This window comes from Ruegeria sp. R13_0 (assembly GCF_017743995.1).
Taxonomy (GTDB): domain Bacteria; phylum Pseudomonadota; class Alphaproteobacteria; order Rhodobacterales; family Rhodobacteraceae; genus Ruegeria.
Genome location: NZ_JAGHRB010000012.1, coordinates 147,406 through 162,031, shown reverse-complemented (window position 1 = coordinate 162,031; position 14,626 = coordinate 147,406). Strand labels below are relative to the sequence as shown.

Here is a 14,626-nt window from a genome sequence, read left to right as displayed (position 1 = left end):
CTGGGGGGCGGGTCGGGCGGGATCCGGGGCTGCCGCCCCGGGAAACGGGTGAAGACCTCGCATCCGAACTGCCGGACGCCCGCCTTTCGTGGCCGCTGCAAGACTATCTGACCGCTTTGGCGGAATTGCCCGAGCAACTGCGCACCGATCTGCAAACCGTTTGGGGTAAGCCCGAAGACGACCCGGTTTTTACTGAAGGCGCGTTCCACTTCACCGCCTTGCGTCGCGGCAACGCGCTAGTTGCACTCCAACCCGAACGCGGTACGCCCGAGCTGCGCGATGACGACTATCACGACCTGTCTCGCACCCCGCGTCACAGCTATGTCGCCTTCTATCTGTGGCTCCGCAAAGGGCTGGGCGCAGACGCTTTGATCCATATCGGCGCGCATGGCACTCTGGAATGGCTTCCGGGCAAATCCGTTGCCTTGTCGGCGAATTGCTGGCCCGAGGCGCTGATCCGCGACCTGCCAGTGATCTACCCTTTCATCGTCAACGACCCGGGTGAGGCCGCACAAGCCAAGCGCCGGATCGGAGCCGTAACGCTGGGCCATATCCCGCCTCCGATGAAGGAAAGCGGTACCCCGGATCGCATGGTTCGGCTGGAATCGCTGTTGGATGAGTTCTCGAATGCGGATGGCCTCGACCCCAAACGCCGCGACCGCCTGCAGGAAGATATCCGCGACGAGGCACAGGCCATCGGGTTGGAGAGCGATCTAGGCCTCGATCAGGCCACTTGCACTGCAGAGGCGATCACCCGCATCGACCGCTTTGTCTGCGATATCAAAGAAAGCCAGTTCGGCGACGGGCTGCATATCTTTGGCCGCGCGCCTGAGGTATCCGGTACTTTCGACCCTGCGCCCTCTGCCCATGCAGAACGCAGCGCTCTGATCGACGCGCTGGCCGGGAAGCGGATCGAGGCCGGGCCGTCCGGTTCCCCCTATCGCGGTCGCTCGGATGTTCTGCCGACCGGGCGGAACCTCTATACCACCGACCCCCGCTCGGTGCCGACGAGGGCGGCCTATACCCAAGGCGTCAAACTGGCCGAGGAACTGGTCCGCCGCCACCTTCAGGAAGAAGGCGACTATCCCAAGGGGCTGATCGTCGATCTGTGGGGCTCGGCCACCATGCGCACTGCAGGCGAGGAATTTGCCATGGCGCTGCACCTGCTGGGCGTGAAACCGGCCTGGGACAAAGGCTCCGAAAGGGTCTCGGGGATCGAGGTGCTGCCGATCACCGACCTCAGCCGCCCACGCTTGGACGTGACGCTGCGCGTCTCGGGCCTGTTCCGGGACGTCTTCCCAACCCTCTCGGCGCTTTACGGTCAGGCGATCCGCGCGTTAGCGGCGCGGGATGAGGCGACCGACTGGAACCCTTATGCCGGTCAAGCCCCGTCGGCCCGCGTGTTCGGCCCCGCGCCTGGCAGCTATGGCGTCAACATGACCCAACTGTCCGAGGTCTATACCGACGAGGCCCGCGCGCAGGCAGGTGAGGCATGGCTTGAGGCCAGCTCCTTCGCGCTGGAGGGCGAAAATATCGTTCAAGACAAGGCGGGCATCACCGAACGCGTGGCGCATGCCGACAGTTTTGTTCACCTGCAGGACCTGACCGAAACAGACTTGTTGCTAGCCAACGACTACGCCACGCATGAGGCCGGTTTTGCCGCCGCCAAGAAGGCCACGGGTGGCACCGCGCAGCTGTATCATCTGGACAATACCAACCCCGAAAACCCACGCGCGCGCACTTTGCCGGAAGAGATCAGCCGCGTCGTCCACGCCCGCGCTGCCAATCCGGACTGGATCGCCGGGATGCAGCGGCACGGCTTCCGGGGCGCGGCCGAGATCGCGGCGACTTTGGATCACATGGCCTCATTCGCGCATCTCTCGGGTACCGTTGCGCCTCATCTGTTCGACCTCTACCACGATGCCACGCTGGGCGATGAAGATGTGGATGCCTTCTTGCAGCAGACCAATCCGCAGGCCCATCAGGCCATGCAGAACCGGTTCCGCGCGCTGCTGGATGCAGGGTTGTGGAACACAAGGCGCAACTCGATCCGGGCGGATCTGGAGGGGCTGGGATGAGCGCACCCGCCCCAAAACCAGTCGTCCAAGGTTGGTGCCCCGGCGCCCACCGACCGATGATGTCAGGGGATGGGCTGGTGGTGCGCGTGCGCCCTCGGCTGGCGCGGCTAACTGCACCACAAGCGCTTGGCCTGTGTGAACTGGCCCAGCAGTTTGGCAACGGCACAATCGACCTGACCAACCGTGCGAATCTGCAGTTGCGCGGTGTGCGGGAAGCCGATCATCAATCTTTGCTGTCCGAGCTGTCCGCGCTTGAACTGCTGGACGCGGAGCCAGGTATCGAAGCCCGGCGTAACATTCTGGTCTCACCGCTCTACCAGCCGGGCGATTTGACCGCGCGGCTGACTCAGGAATTGATCGACCGTCTGAGTGAGCTGCCCGCGCTACCGGCCAAGTTCGGCTTTGCCATCGACACGGGACCGGAGCGCTTGCTGGCGGCGGACTCGGCCGATATCCGGGTGGAGCGTTCCGCCGATGGGCTGATCCTGCGCGCAGATGGGGCTCAGACAGGACGTGTCGTCTCGGAGGCAGAGGCTATTAATCACCTGATTGCTCTGGCCACATGGTTTGCCGAGCTCTTCACACCAGACACCCGCCGCATGGCCCGGGCCGTGGCGGCTTTTGGTCTGCCTGCGGAATGGCAGGGCCGCGACCCCGGACCAATTGGCGCGTCGTTGCAACCGAGGGCTTGCGATCTGGGCAGCCTCTACGGTGCAGCCTTTGGGCAATTGCCCGCAAATGAGCTCCACGCGCTGATCCGCAACAGCGGTGCCTCTGCCCTGCGTGTCACCCCTTGGCGACTGATCCTGCTGGAAGGCGGGGCGGCGATACCTGCACCGGGTTTTGTCAGGGACGGCACCGACCCGCTTATGACCACTGACGCCTGCCCCGGCGCGCCGTTCTGCCCGCAGGCGCAAGCGGAAACCCGCGATATCGCGCGCGAATTGGCCCCACTTGTACCCGGCACCCTTCATGTCTCTGGGTGTTCCAAAGGGTGCGCTCGGATGGGCCCCGCGGATGTGACTTTAGTCGGCCAGAACGGACGATTTGATCTTGTCAAACAGGGCCGCGCGGGGGATGAGCCAATCCTGCGCGGGCTACGCCCCGAAACACTGATGACGATGGACTTCACCTGATGCCCTACACATACGAAACCGACGGCGCGGCGATCTACAAGGAGAGCTTTGCCACCATCCGGTCCGAGGCCGAACTGGCCCGGTTCGACGCCGATGAAGAGCAGGTCGCCGTTCGGATGATCCACGCGGCTGGCATGGTCGGGCTGGAAGAGTTCGTCCATTTCTCGCCGGGTTTTGTATCCTCCGCGCGTACCGCGCTGGAAAACGGCGCGCCGATCCTGTGTGACGCGCGCATGGTCAGCGAAGGCGTGACCCGGTTCCGCCTACCCGCCGAGAATGAGGTGATCTGCACGCTGCACGACGAGCGCGTGCGCCCTCTGGCCGCTGAAATGAGCAACACACGCTCTGCTGCGGCGCTTGAGCTGTGGCGCCCGCATCTTGAGGGCGCTGTGGTCGCTATCGGCAATGCGCCGACGGCTCTGTTTCACCTGCTGAACATGCTGGAAGACCCCAACTGCCCGCGCCCCGCCGCCATCATCGGTTGCCCTGTTGGCTTTGTCGGCGCGGTCGAATCCAAGGACGCCCTGTGGGAGGCACAGCCGGTGCCGTCCTGCATCGTCAAAGGCCGTCTGGGCGGCAGCGCCATCACCGTCGCCGCCATCAACGCCATCGCGAGCCGCGCCGAATGAGCGTCGGCAAGATATATGGCGTTGGCCTCGGCCCCGGTGACCCCGACCTGATGAGCGTGCGGGCCGATCGCCTGCTGCGCAATGCCCGCCACGTTGCGTTTTTCCGCAAGCCCGGCCGTAGCGGTCAGGCACGTAACATCGTCAACGGTATGATCCCGGAAGGCGCGGTGGAATTCCCGATGGAATACCCTGTCACAACCGAGATCCCTCTGAACGATCCGCGCTACAATGAGTTGTTGGCGGCGTTCTACGAGGACTGCGCGCACCATCTGAAAGCCCTTGCTGAGAAGGGCGAAGACGTCGTTGTTCTCTGCGAGGGTGACCCGTTTTTCTACGGCTCGTTCATGCATCTCTATACCCGCCTTCGCGATATCGCCCCGGTCGAAGTCGTCCCGGCCATTACCGGCATGTCCGGCGCTTGGACTGCAACAGGCGATCCGATCACATGGGGCGATGATATCCTGACCGTTCTTGCCGCGACCCTGCCCGAGGAGGTTCTGGCCGAGCGTATGGCGCAGACCGACGCACTGGTCGTGATGAAGATCGGGCGCAATATCGACAAGGTGAAGCGCGCGCTCAAGACCGCTGGGATGTATGATCGCGCGTGGATCGTGGAATACGCGCAAATGCCGAACCAGCGCGTCTGCAAATTGTCCGAAAACTGCGAAGGGATCACCCCCTATTTCTCGATCATCCTGGTGCACGGTCAGGGGCGGCGGCCATGAGCGGCTGGGTCAAGATCGCAGGACTCGGGCCGGGAAACGAAGCCTTGGTCACGCCCGAGGTCTCCGCTGCACTGGCCGAGGCGAGTGATGTGGTCGGCTACATCCCCTATGTCGCGCGCGTGGCCGAACGCCCCGGCTTGACGCTGCACGCCAGTGACAACCGGGTTGAGATCGATCGCTCGCAACACGCGCTGCAGATGGCGGCTGAGGGGAAACGCGTGGTCGTTGTGTCCTCGGGTGACCCGGGTGTCTTTGCGATGGCCGCTGCGGTGTTCGAAGCGCTGGAGAACGGCCCTGAAGAATGGCGCAACATTCAGATTGATGTACTGCCGGGGATCACTGCAATGCTGGCCGCGTCTGCCCGTGCAGGCGCGCCTATGGGGCATGATTTCTGCGCCATCAACCTGAGTGACAACCTCAAGCCCTGGTCGCTGATCGAAAAGCGGCTGCGTCTGGCGGCGCAGGCGGATTTCTCGATGGCTTTTTACAATCCGCGTTCGAAGACGCGGCCAGAAGGGTTTGTAAAGACGCTGGAAATCCTACGTGAGGAATGTGAGCCTGAACGTCTGATCCTGTTCGCGCGTGCCGTGTCGCGCGAGGACGAGGCGATCCGGATTTCCACTCTGGCCGAGGCCACGCCTGACATGGCAGATATGCAGACCGTGGTGATCGTCGGATCATCCCGCACCCGCGTGATCGAACGCGACGGCGCGCCGATCGTCTACACCCCGAGGTTCACCCCGGAATGAGCCAGCCAGTCCAGAACCTGTGCAATCGTCGACAGCTCGGTCCGCTCTGGCAGGACCGGTCGGTCGATCATCAGCACTGGCAGGCCCAGCGCCCGCGCCGCGTCCAGCTTGGCCCGCGCGCCGGTGCCGCCTGCGTTCTTGGACACAACCAACTGCGTCTCGTACCTCTGCATCAACGCGCGGTCGTCAGCCTCGGCAAACGGCCCGCGAGCGACGACCACTTCGGCATTCGGCAAGGGCAGCTCTTCGGGCGCATCCACCAGTCGCAGCAAATAGCGATGCTGGGGCTGGGTCGAGAAGTCCTCAAGATGCATCCGACCAACCGCAAGGAACACGCGCTTCGCCTCGACGTTCAACGCATCAACTGCCGCGGGGATATCGGGAACGTGTCGCCAGTCGTCATCGGACTGCGCGCGCCAAGCGGGTCGCGTCAGCGCGGCCAATGGCGTTTGCGCCTCACGGCAGGCCTCAATCGCGTTTCGGCTCATCTGCGAGGCGAAAGGATGGGTCGCGTCAATCACGTGGCTGATCCCGTTGTCGCGGATGTAAGTAACCAGACCCTGCACGCCGCCAAACCCGCCGACCCGAACCGGCAAAGGCTGCGGGCGCGGTTTCTCGACCCGTCCTGCGTAGGAGTATATCGCCGCAAGCCCCTGTTCGGAAACGGCTTTAGCCAACGCGTTCGCCTCGGTCGTGCCGCCCAGAATAAGCACATTGGGTCTCAGGAGGTTCGTCATGTCTGATGCTCCGTGGCTAACCGTTCTGGGCCTGGGTGAAGATGGGCTTGATGGCCTGTCGCCCGCAAACCGTCAAGTGCTGGATCGGGCCGAGGTCATCATGGGCCCGCCTCGCCATCTGTCTCTGGTGCCCGAAACTGGGGCCGAACGGATCGAATGGCCGGTGCCATTCTCCGACGGTCTGCCGATCCTGACCGGGCTTAGGGGCCGTGCGACGGTGGTTCTGGCCTCGGGCGATCCCTTCTGGTTCGGCGCGGGTTCGGTGATTGCACGCAATTTCGAGGCCGCCGAGTGGACAGCGCGACCCGGCCAATCGACCTTTTCGCTGGCCGCCGCGCGTTTGGGGTGGCCGTTGGAAGGCACCCAGACCTTTGGCCTGCACGCCGCTCCTCTGACGCGTTTGCGACCGCACCTGTCTCCGGGGCTGCGGGCGATCATCCTGTTGCGCAATGGTGCAGCTGTTGCTGAGCTTGCGACCTATTTAACCGAGACGGGATTCGCCGATACCCAACTGCACGTGATGGAGGCATTGGGCGGCCCGCGTGAACGCGCGCGCTCGGTCTCGTTGACCGAGGCGCTTCTGGGCACGTTCGATCACCCGGTCTGCGTCGGGCTGGAGGTTGCGGGCGAAGGGCGCGTTTTCCCCAAGGCCTCGGGCAAACCCGACGAGATTTTCGAGACCGACGGCCAGATTACCAAACGCCCCATCCGCGCGTTGACCCTGTCGGCGTTGGCCCCACAACGCGGTGAGCATCTGTGGGATATTGGTGGCGGCACCGGGTCGATCAGCATTGAATGGCTGATGTGTGATCCGGCCTTGACAGCCACAACCATAGAACCGCGTGCCGATCGTGCCGAACGCATTCGACGCAATGCCGATGCTTTGGGGCAAGATCGGTTGAACGTTATTCATGGCACGGCGCCGGATGTGCTGTCGGATCTGCCTCTGCCCGATGTTGTGTTCATCGGAGGCGGTCTCAGCGCCGATCTCTTGGCGTGGCTCCGCGATGCCCTTCCCGCGGGCACACGTTTGGTCGCCAATGCCGTTACACTGGAAAGCGAGGCGCTGTTGGCCCGCTGGCACGAAGAATTGGGCGGAGATCTTTTGCGGATTGAGCTTGCGCACTCGGCACCGCTCGGCCCTCGGCGCGGATGGAAATCGGCCTATCCGGTCGTGCAATGGAGTGTGACGCTATGATCGTCGCAGGCCTTGGTTTTTCATCGAGCGCAACAGTGGACAGCCTGCGCGCGGCTTATAACGCCGCCGCCGCTGATCATGACGTTCAAGCCTTGGCAACCGTCGCCGACAAAGAGGGTCACCTGGCTCTGGCCAGTTTCGCAGAAGGCCTTGCGCTACCCTTGCTTTTCGTTGCCGCAGCCGATCTGGCCGGGCAACGCACCCTGACATGCTCGAACCGCAGCCGCGCCACCTATGGCACTGGCAGCGTGGCAGAAGCATCCGCATTGGCCGCCGCCGGGAATGGCGCGCGGCTTCTTTCACCCAGACATATCTCGGACGACCGGCTGGCGACATGCGCCATTGCCATCGGAGGACATACATGACCGTTCATTTCATTGGCGCCGGACCGGGCGCTGCCGATCTGCTGACCCTGCGCGGGCGCGATATCATCGCGTCATGCCCCGTTTGCCTTTATGCGGGATCTTTGGTGCCCGAAGAGATTCTTGGCTACTGCCCCGAAGGCGCGAAGATCATCAACACCGCGCCTATGGATTTGGATCAGATCATGGCCGAGATCAATGCGGCGCATCAGGCCGGCCTGGACGTCGCGCGTCTGCATTCGGGTGATCTGTCGGTCTGGTCGGCGATGGGTGAACAAATCCGCCGTCTGAAAGAGATGGGCATCCCCGTCAGCGTTACCCCGGGCGTGCCCTCCTTCGCGGCGGCTGCGGCGTCTTTGGGCACAGAATTGACCTTGCCCGGCCTGGCGCAATCGGTGGTTTTGACGCGGACCCCGGGCCGTGCGTCCTCTATGCCCGAAGGCGAAACGTTGGAGAACTTCGCCCGCACCGGCGCGACATTGGCCATTCATTTGTCGATCGGCAACCTGGACAAGGTGATTGCCGATCTGAGCCCTGCCTATGGCGCGGACTGCCCCGTAGCGGTCGTCTACCGGGCTAGCTGGCCGGATGAGCGGATCATCCGCGCGACACTTGCCACCCTCAAAGACGCGTTGGATGAGAGCATTTCGCGCACCGCGCTGATCATGGTCGGGCCTGCGCTGGCGGGTGAAGGGTTCGACGAGAGCTGTCTGTATTCAAAAGACTACGACCGCCGCTACCGCCCACAGAGCGCGGACAGCCCATGGTCAAGCTGGAGCCCCGAGGATGAATGACTCGATGACAAACCCTCCGGGCATTCTGATCTCCGCGCCCTCTTCGGGGACCGGCAAAACCACCGTGATGCTGGGCCTGTTGCGGGCGCTGGCCGAGGATGGCCTAATCGTACAGCCATTCAAGAGCGGCCCCGACTATATCGACCCGGCGTTTCACCGCGCGGCTGCAGGGCGAGCCTCGTTCAATCTGGACAGCTGGGCGATGGGCGACGGGCTGCTTAGCGCGATCTCGGATCAGGCCGAAGGGGCGGATATCGTGGTGGCCGAAGGCTCGATGGGTCTGTTCGATGGCGTCGCCAAACCCGGCGAGCTGGGCCACGGATCGAGCGCCGAAACCGCGCAACGCATGGGCTGGCCAGTTGTATTGGTGTTGGACGTGGGCGGTCAGGCCCAATCGGCAGCGGCGACTGCTCTAGGGTTCAAGATGTACAACCCTGACCTGCCTTTTGCCGGAGTGATCCTGAACCGCTGCGCCAGCCCTCGACATGAGCGGTTAACACGCTTGGGTATGGAACGTGCAGGCCTGCCGGTTCTGGGCGTATTGCCCCGTCGCGGAGACCTGACCCTGCCGGAACGTCATCTGGGACTGATCCAAGCGATTGAGCATCCCGATCTGGAAAGTGCCATTGTCGGCTATGCCGCATTCCTGCGGGAGCATGTGGACCTTGAGGCAATCAAGCTGGCGGCTTCCTCAGGCCCCAAAGGGCCATCGTCAGCCGCGCTGCCGCAGCCTCCGGCGCAACGAATCGCGCTGGCCCGGGATGCGGCGTTTTCGTTCACCTACCCGCATCTGTTGGAAGGCTGGCGTGCGGCGGGGGCTGAGATCCTGCCGTTTTCGCCATTGGCCAATGAAGCCCCGTCTGATGATGCCCATCTGGTTTGGTTGCCGGGTGGGTATCCGGAGCTGCACGCAGGTACTCTGGCCGCGGCTGATACGTTCCTGACCGGTTTGCGGAAACACGCGGAGACCAAGCCAGTGCATGGGGAATGCGGTGGTTACATGGCCCTTGGTGAGGTTTTGATCGACAAAGAAGGCGTGCCGCACAAGATGGCCGGATTGCTGGGACTGCAGACCTCGTACCAGAAGCGCAAATTCAATCTCGGGTATCGCCGGGCTGAACTGCTGGCACCGATGCCGGGGTTTGCGCAAGGTGCATCGCTGCGGGGGCATGAGTTCCACTATTCCTCGATCATCGAACAACCTGATGCACCGCTGGCGCGTGTGTTCGATGCCGAAGGGGATGAAGGCCCGCAGACCGGATCGCGCCGTGGCAACGTCACCGGTACGTTCTTTCACCTGATCGCCGAGGCCTCGGCATGAGTGGGTTTGTTTCATTCATTGGGTCCGGTCCAGGAGACCCGGAATTGCTGACCCTGAAGGCCGTGGACCGGATGCAGAAGGCCGACGCCGTGCTGTTCGACGATCTGAGCAGCGGGCCCATTCTGAGCCACGCGCAACCGGATGCCGATCTTGTGGGCGTCGGCAAACGGGCCGGGCGGCCCTCGCCCAAACAGGATCATGTCAGCCGGCTGCTGGTGGAATACGCACAGACCGGACAGCGTGTCGTGCGGTTGAAATCCGGCGATGGCGGCATGTTCGGACGGCTTGAGGAAGAGATCGTCGCCCTGCGTGCTGCCGGGATCGACTATGAGATCATCCCCGGCATCCCCTCAGCCATCGCAGCCGCTGCCGCTGCCGGTATTCCACTTACCCGCAGGCTGACGGCCCGGCGGGTGCAGTTCGTCACTGGCCATGATGTCAGCGGGCAGCTGCCCCCCGATCTGAACCTGACCGCTTTGGCGGATGCGGCGGCGACCACCGTTGTGTTCATGGGCAAACGGACGTTTCCGCTGCTGGTCGAGGCCCTACACGCCAACGGCCTGCCGCTGGATACGCCTGCACTGATGGCCGAATCCGTTTCCACGCCGGATCAGAAGCTGCACCGTTCGACCATTGGCGCGCTGGCCGAAACGCTGAAATCCGAGATCGGAACGGCCCCTGCCCTGATCCTCTACGGTCCCTTGGCGGAGTTCGAGGATGTATGAGCTGTCCCTGATCGGCATAGGCACCGGCAATCCCGATCACGTGACCCTGCAAGGCGCGCAGGCACTCCGCGAGGCGGATCTGATCCTGATCCCGCGCAAGGGTGAAAACAAAGCCGATCTGGCCGGGCTTCGGGAGGAGATCATCGCCAAGGTCACTGAGACCCCTCCGCAGATCGCATATTTTGACATCCCCAAGCGCCGATCGGACGACGGATATCTGCAAGGTGTCGACGAGTGGCATGATGCTATTGCCCTGCGCTGGCAAGAGGCGATGGCGGCGCATCCTGAGGCCTCGAAGATCGCCCTATTGATCTGGGGGGATCCCTCGCTTTACGACAGCTCCCTGCGGATTGCCTCTCGACTGGACCCACAACCGCGTAAACGCGTGCTGCCGGGGATCACCGCGCTACAGGCGCTGACAGCAGCCCATGCCATTCCCATCAACGATATCGGCGCGCCCTATGTGGTAACCACTGGCCGACGCATCCGCGACGAAGGCTGGCCCTCGGACGCCACCAAGGTTGCCGTGATGCTGGACGGCGAGTGTTCGTTTCAAGCTCTGGATATGGAGGCGTTCGATATCTGGTGGGGCGCCTATGTCGGCATGAAGGAAGAAATCCTGATCCACGGCCCGCTGGATGAGGTGGCCGAGACCATTTTGACCACCCGTGCGCAGGCCCGGGCGGATCATGGTTGGATCATGGATATCTACCTGCTGCAAAAGCGCTCGACCTGAAGACGCATACGCAAATGTGAATGTACACACAGGCAAAACCTGCTCTAGTTGGACACCAACAAGACGGAGACCCTGTGATGAGAGCCATTTGCGCTGCAATCTACTTGCTGGCCTCGCCTGCCCTTGCGGATCAGGCGCTGCCGGGATGGGCGGTTCATGACACGGGGAAATCCTATGACGCGCTGGTGGCCGACACCAAGGCCGCCGTCAAGGAGCACGGGCTGATCGTGGTCACTCAGGCCGGGCCGACCAAAGCGGCGGCGGCCCGTGGGATCACCATTCCGGGCAATCGTGTGATCGGCGTGTTCAACAACGACTATGCGGTGCGGGTACTCGAAACCTCGACCGCAGCGATGATCGAGGCTCCGATTCGCCTGTATGTCACCGAAAATGACGACGGCACCGCGCGTTTGTCCTACAAAACCCCCAGCTTTGTGTTTGAACCTTACGCGGATCAGGGCGGTCAGGCCCTGTCCGATATTGCCGCAGAACTAGACCAAAAGTTTCAATCCATCGCAGAAACAGCCGTCAAATAGTCACACTGATGTGAACCCGCTTGCCTCTTGCCGGTGTGTCAGACATTTGCTGTCACATATCTTTTTCTCGGAGCATGACTGATGCAGGACCTCTCTCCCCGCGCGGCGGATCTACTGGCTCAACGATTGTATGAGGCAGGGTGCCGCCATGCGTTCGGCATGCCGGGCGGCGAGGTTCTGACGCTGGTGGACGCCCTCGAACGGGCCGGCATCACCTTTCATCTGACCAAACACGAGAACGCAGCCGGGTTCATGGCCGAAGCCGTCCATCACCGCGACGGCGCGCCTGCGATACTGGTTGCAACTCTTGGTCCCGGCGCGATGAACGGGATCAACGTGGTTGCCAACGCGCTGCAAGACCGGGTGCCCATGGTCGTGCTGACCGGCTGTGTCGACGCGGATGAGGCGCTGACCTACACCCATCAGGTCATGGACCACAGCCAAGTCTATCGCTCCATCACCAAAGGGACCTTTACCCTCACCGCCGAGGGCGCGGACATCATCGCCGACAAGGCGGTGTCGCTGGCCAATCAACCCCGCCCGGGCCCGGTGCATATCGACGTGCCGATCTCGGTCGCGGATACCCGCGTCTCATCGACGAAACGCCGCCGTCTGGCAAAAGTGGCCGCAGTAGCCCCCGAAGGCGATTGCCTGTCCAAAGCCCGTCGCTGGGTGGCCGAGGCCGAGCGTCCGATTGCGATCATCGGGCTGGATGTCCTCTATGACGATTCACGCAGCGTGGTTCAGGCGTTTCTGGAGCATTTCAGCATCCCCTTCGTCACGACCTACAAAGCAAAGGGCGTGGTGCCCGAAGATCATCCTTTGTGTCTGGGCGGCGCTGGCTTGTCCCCTCTGGCAGACAAACACCTTATCCCGCTGGTAGAACAGGCCGATCTGGTTCTCTGTCTGGGCTATGACCCTATCGAAATGCGCCCCGGCTGGCGTGAGATCTGGGATCCCGAGGAAACGCGCGTGATCGACATCTCGGCCGTGGTCAATGATCACTACATGCATCAGGCCGGTCTAAACCTTGTCGCCGATACTGGCCAGACCCTCGAAGCCATCGCCAAAGGCAACCCCGCCCGCGCCACCTGGCCAGCCGGAGAACCCGCGAAGGTCAAAGCCGCTTTGGCGGACGCCTTCCCACAGAATGACGATTGGGGGCCAGCTGGCGTGATCGCCGAAACCCGTGCCGCCCTACCCGCGAATACTTTGGCAACCGCGGATAGCGGCGCGCACCGCATTCTCCTCAGCCAGATGTGGGAGTGTTCGGAGCCACGCGGGCTGATCCAGTCCTCAGCCCTTTGCACCATGGGCTGCGCTGTTCCAATGGCGATCGGGCTGAAACTGGCAGAACCGAACCGACCGGTGATCAGCTTTTCGGGCGATGCCGGGTTCCTGATGGTAGCCGGAGAGTTGTCGACCGCCGCCGAAATGGGCGGCAACCCGATCTTTCTCGTCTTTGTCGACGCCTCCCTCGCCCTGATCGAGTTGAAACAACGCCAACGGCAGATGGGTAACAACGGGGTCGATTTCGACCGCCACGATTTCGCTGCCATGGGCCGCGCGTTCGGAGGCTATGGACACACGGTCCGCAACCGCGCAGAACTGCGTGCAGCACTGGTTGAGGCGGTCAAAGCCGACCGCTTTACCGTCATCGCTGCCGAGATCGAGCGTGGAGGATATGATGGCCGAATCTAATGGGCCGCTGAAAGGCGTAAAGGTTCTGGACCTGTCGCGCATTCTGGCCGGACCGACCTGCACCCAACTGCTGGGCGATCTGGGCGCGAGTGTTATCAAGATCGAAAACCCCTCGACCGGTGGAGATGATACGCGGCAATGGGGTCCTCCGTATGTTGAGGATGAAGCGGGCAACCGTTCCGACCTGAGCGCCTATTTTATGTCGGCCAACCGGAACAAGAAATCCGTTGCCATCGACATTGCAACGCCTGAAGGACAAGCAGAGATCAAGCGGCTGGCCTCGCATGCTGATATCCTGATCGAGAATTTCAAACCCGGCGGGCTGGCGAAATACGGGCTGGATTACAATAGCTTGTCGCAGGATCTTCCCGGCCTCGTCTATTGCTCGATTTCCGGCTACGGGCAGACAGGCCCCAACTCCAGCAAACCTGGTTATGACCTGATGGCGCAAGGGTATGGTGGGATCATGTCCCTGACAGGCGACCCCGAGGGCGCGCCAATGAAGGTGGGCGTGGGCATCGCCGATGTGATGTGCGGCATGTACGCAACCGTCGGCATTTTGGCCGCGCTGCGCCACCGCGACCTAACTGGTGAAGGGCAACAGATCGACCTTGCGTTGGTGGATGCCCAGATCTCATGGTTGATCAATGAGGGCACAAACTACCTGACCTCGGGCCAGGCACCTCAGCGACGCGGCAACGGACATCCCAATATTGTCCCATATGAGGTGTATGAGACAGCAGATGGCCACGTGATTTTGGCCGTTGGGAATGACAGCCAGTTCCGCAGGTTCTGCGAATTCATCGGCCACACCGATCTTGCCGACGACGACCGTTTTGCCACCAATCCGGCGCGACTGGAGCACCGTGACGCACTGAACGCGATCCTGCGCCCGGCGATGAAACAGCATCCGACGACGACTGTGATTTCCGAGCTTGAGGCCCTTAAGGTGCCCGTCGGCCCGGTGCAAACGGTGGATCAGGTGTTTGACACCGATCAGGTCGCCGCGCGGCAGATGAAGATCGCCATGCAGGCCCAACCGGGAGAGGTGAATCTGATCGGCAATCCGCTCAACCTGTCGCGCACGCCTGTAACATATCGGCATGCACCTCCGGTCTTCGGCGCCGATACTGATGATATTTTAAGCGCTGAAAACCCGTTCGAAGATTGAAACACTTGCATGTTTCGGCGGCAACTTG

Annotated in this window: 15 protein-coding genes; 14 read left to right on the top strand and 1 reads right to left on the bottom strand. The window is 62.5% G+C overall.

What is annotated here, in order from left to right; all coding sequences use genetic code 11:
• From J7394_RS16865 to cobJ, 5 genes are all read left to right on the top strand, one after another.
• On the top strand, positions 1-2,078 hold a 2,078-nt coding region (locus J7394_RS16865; RefSeq protein ID WP_209254689.1), incomplete at its 5' end, for a cobaltochelatase subunit CobN.
• Positions 2,075-3,214 carry a precorrin-3B synthase gene (gene cobG, locus J7394_RS16860; RefSeq protein WP_209254677.1) on the top strand — a complete coding sequence of 380 codons (1,140 nt, stop codon included), beginning with the start codon at positions 2,075-2,077 and terminating at the stop codon, positions 3,212-3,214. The genes J7394_RS16865 and cobG, both read left to right, overlap by 4 nt.
• On the top strand, positions 3,214-3,843 hold the full coding sequence (locus tag J7394_RS16855; RefSeq protein WP_209254675.1) for a precorrin-8X methylmutase: 630 nt from the start codon (positions 3,214-3,216) through the stop codon (positions 3,841-3,843). Before cobG ends, J7394_RS16855 begins: the two co-directional genes overlap by 1 nt.
• Complete coding sequence (locus tag J7394_RS16850; RefSeq protein ID WP_209254671.1) at positions 3,840-4,568, top strand: precorrin-2 C(20)-methyltransferase; 729 nt, start codon at positions 3,840-3,842, stop codon at positions 4,566-4,568. The genes J7394_RS16855 and J7394_RS16850 overlap by 4 nt, the downstream gene beginning before the upstream one ends.
• Positions 4,565-5,317, top strand: a complete 753-nt coding sequence (gene cobJ / locus J7394_RS16845; protein WP_209254670.1) for a precorrin-3B C(17)-methyltransferase — start codon at positions 4,565-4,567, stop codon at positions 5,315-5,317. Before J7394_RS16850 ends, cobJ begins: the two co-directional genes overlap by 4 nt.
• Here the strand turns inward: cobJ and J7394_RS16840 are convergent.
• Positions 5,290-6,054, bottom strand: a complete 765-nt coding sequence (locus J7394_RS16840; RefSeq protein WP_209254669.1) for a cobalt-precorrin-6A reductase — start codon at positions 6,052-6,054, stop codon at positions 5,290-5,292. The genes cobJ and J7394_RS16840 overlap by 28 nt on opposite strands.
• Between J7394_RS16840 and cbiE the strand changes: the two genes are divergently transcribed.
• The 9 genes from cbiE to J7394_RS16795 all read left to right on the top strand — a co-directional run bounded on the left by cbiE (position 6,053) and on the right by J7394_RS16795 (position 14,598).
• Entirely contained in the window at positions 6,053-7,252 is a 1,200-nt protein-coding gene (gene cbiE, locus J7394_RS16835) for a precorrin-6y C5,15-methyltransferase (decarboxylating) subunit CbiE (RefSeq protein WP_209254668.1), read from the top strand. The two genes, J7394_RS16840 and cbiE, sit on opposite strands and share 2 nt — an antisense overlap.
• A complete protein-coding gene (locus tag J7394_RS16830) occupies positions 7,249-7,617 on the top strand; it encodes a cobalamin biosynthesis protein (protein ID WP_209254667.1) in 369 nt (122 codons plus the stop codon). Before cbiE ends, J7394_RS16830 begins: the two co-directional genes overlap by 4 nt.
• The gene (gene cobM / locus J7394_RS16825) at positions 7,614-8,408 is read left to right on the top strand and encodes a precorrin-4 C(11)-methyltransferase (RefSeq protein WP_209254666.1); all 795 of its coding nucleotides are present in this window, start codon (positions 7,614-7,616) and stop codon (positions 8,406-8,408) included. Before J7394_RS16830 ends, cobM begins: the two co-directional genes overlap by 4 nt.
• Positions 8,401-9,729, top strand: a complete 1,329-nt coding sequence (locus tag J7394_RS16820) for a cobyrinate a,c-diamide synthase (RefSeq protein WP_247748271.1) — start codon at positions 8,401-8,403, stop codon at positions 9,727-9,729. The genes cobM and J7394_RS16820 overlap by 8 nt, the downstream gene beginning before the upstream one ends.
• Positions 9,726-10,454, top strand: a complete 729-nt coding sequence (gene cobA / locus J7394_RS16815) for a uroporphyrinogen-III C-methyltransferase (RefSeq protein ID WP_209254665.1) — start codon at positions 9,726-9,728, stop codon at positions 10,452-10,454. The genes J7394_RS16820 and cobA overlap by 4 nt, the downstream gene beginning before the upstream one ends.
• Positions 10,447-11,190, top strand: coding sequence for a precorrin-6A synthase (deacetylating) (gene cobF, locus J7394_RS16810; RefSeq protein ID WP_209254664.1), 744 nt, complete (start codon positions 10,447-10,449; stop codon positions 11,188-11,190). Before cobA ends, cobF begins: the two co-directional genes overlap by 8 nt.
• A 77-nt stretch (positions 11,191-11,267) precedes the next feature.
• Positions 11,268-11,726 carry a DUF302 domain-containing protein gene (locus J7394_RS16805; RefSeq protein WP_209254663.1) on the top strand — a complete coding sequence of 153 codons (459 nt, stop codon included), beginning with the start codon at positions 11,268-11,270 and terminating at the stop codon, positions 11,724-11,726.
• A gap of 81 nt (positions 11,727-11,807) precedes the next feature.
• Entirely contained in the window at positions 11,808-13,427 is a 1,620-nt protein-coding gene (locus J7394_RS16800; RefSeq protein WP_209254661.1) for a thiamine pyrophosphate-binding protein, read from the top strand.
• Entirely contained in the window at positions 13,414-14,598 is a 1,185-nt protein-coding gene (locus J7394_RS16795; protein WP_209254659.1) for a CaiB/BaiF CoA-transferase family protein, read from the top strand. The genes J7394_RS16800 and J7394_RS16795 overlap by 14 nt, the downstream gene beginning before the upstream one ends.
• Positions 14,599-14,626: the final 28 nt, after the last annotated feature.

What these genes read in the sequence shown, in the direction of transcription:
- cobG (WP_209254677.1), top strand. Translation starts at nt 2,075, where the DNA reads ATGAGCGCACCCGCCCCAAAACCAGTCGTCCAAGGTTGGTGCCCCGGC.
- J7394_RS16855 (WP_209254675.1), top strand. Translation starts at nt 3,214, where the DNA reads ATGCCCTACACATACGAAACCGACGGCGCGGCGATCTACAAGGAGAGC.
- J7394_RS16850 (WP_209254671.1), top strand. Translation starts at nt 3,840, where the DNA reads ATGAGCGTCGGCAAGATATATGGCGTTGGCCTCGGCCCCGGTGACCCC.
- cobJ (WP_209254670.1), top strand. Translation starts at nt 4,565, where the DNA reads ATGAGCGGCTGGGTCAAGATCGCAGGACTCGGGCCGGGAAACGAAGCC.
- cbiE (WP_209254668.1), top strand. Translation starts at nt 6,053, where the DNA reads ATGTCTGATGCTCCGTGGCTAACCGTTCTGGGCCTGGGTGAAGATGGG.
- J7394_RS16840 (WP_209254669.1), bottom strand. Translation starts at nt 6,054, where the DNA reads ATGACGAACCTCCTGAGACCCAATGTGCTTATTCTGGGCGGCACGACC.
- J7394_RS16830 (WP_209254667.1), top strand. Translation starts at nt 7,249, where the DNA reads ATGATCGTCGCAGGCCTTGGTTTTTCATCGAGCGCAACAGTGGACAGC.
- cobM (WP_209254666.1), top strand. Translation starts at nt 7,614, where the DNA reads ATGACCGTTCATTTCATTGGCGCCGGACCGGGCGCTGCCGATCTGCTG.
- J7394_RS16820 (WP_247748271.1), top strand. Translation starts at nt 8,401, where the DNA reads ATGAATGACTCGATGACAAACCCTCCGGGCATTCTGATCTCCGCGCCC.
- cobA (WP_209254665.1), top strand. Translation starts at nt 9,726, where the DNA reads ATGAGTGGGTTTGTTTCATTCATTGGGTCCGGTCCAGGAGACCCGGAA.
- cobF (WP_209254664.1), top strand. Translation starts at nt 10,447, where the DNA reads ATGTATGAGCTGTCCCTGATCGGCATAGGCACCGGCAATCCCGATCAC.
- J7394_RS16805 (WP_209254663.1), top strand. Translation starts at nt 11,268, where the DNA reads ATGAGAGCCATTTGCGCTGCAATCTACTTGCTGGCCTCGCCTGCCCTT.
- J7394_RS16800 (WP_209254661.1), top strand. Translation starts at nt 11,808, where the DNA reads ATGCAGGACCTCTCTCCCCGCGCGGCGGATCTACTGGCTCAACGATTG.
- J7394_RS16795 (WP_209254659.1), top strand. Translation starts at nt 13,414, where the DNA reads ATGGCCGAATCTAATGGGCCGCTGAAAGGCGTAAAGGTTCTGGACCTG.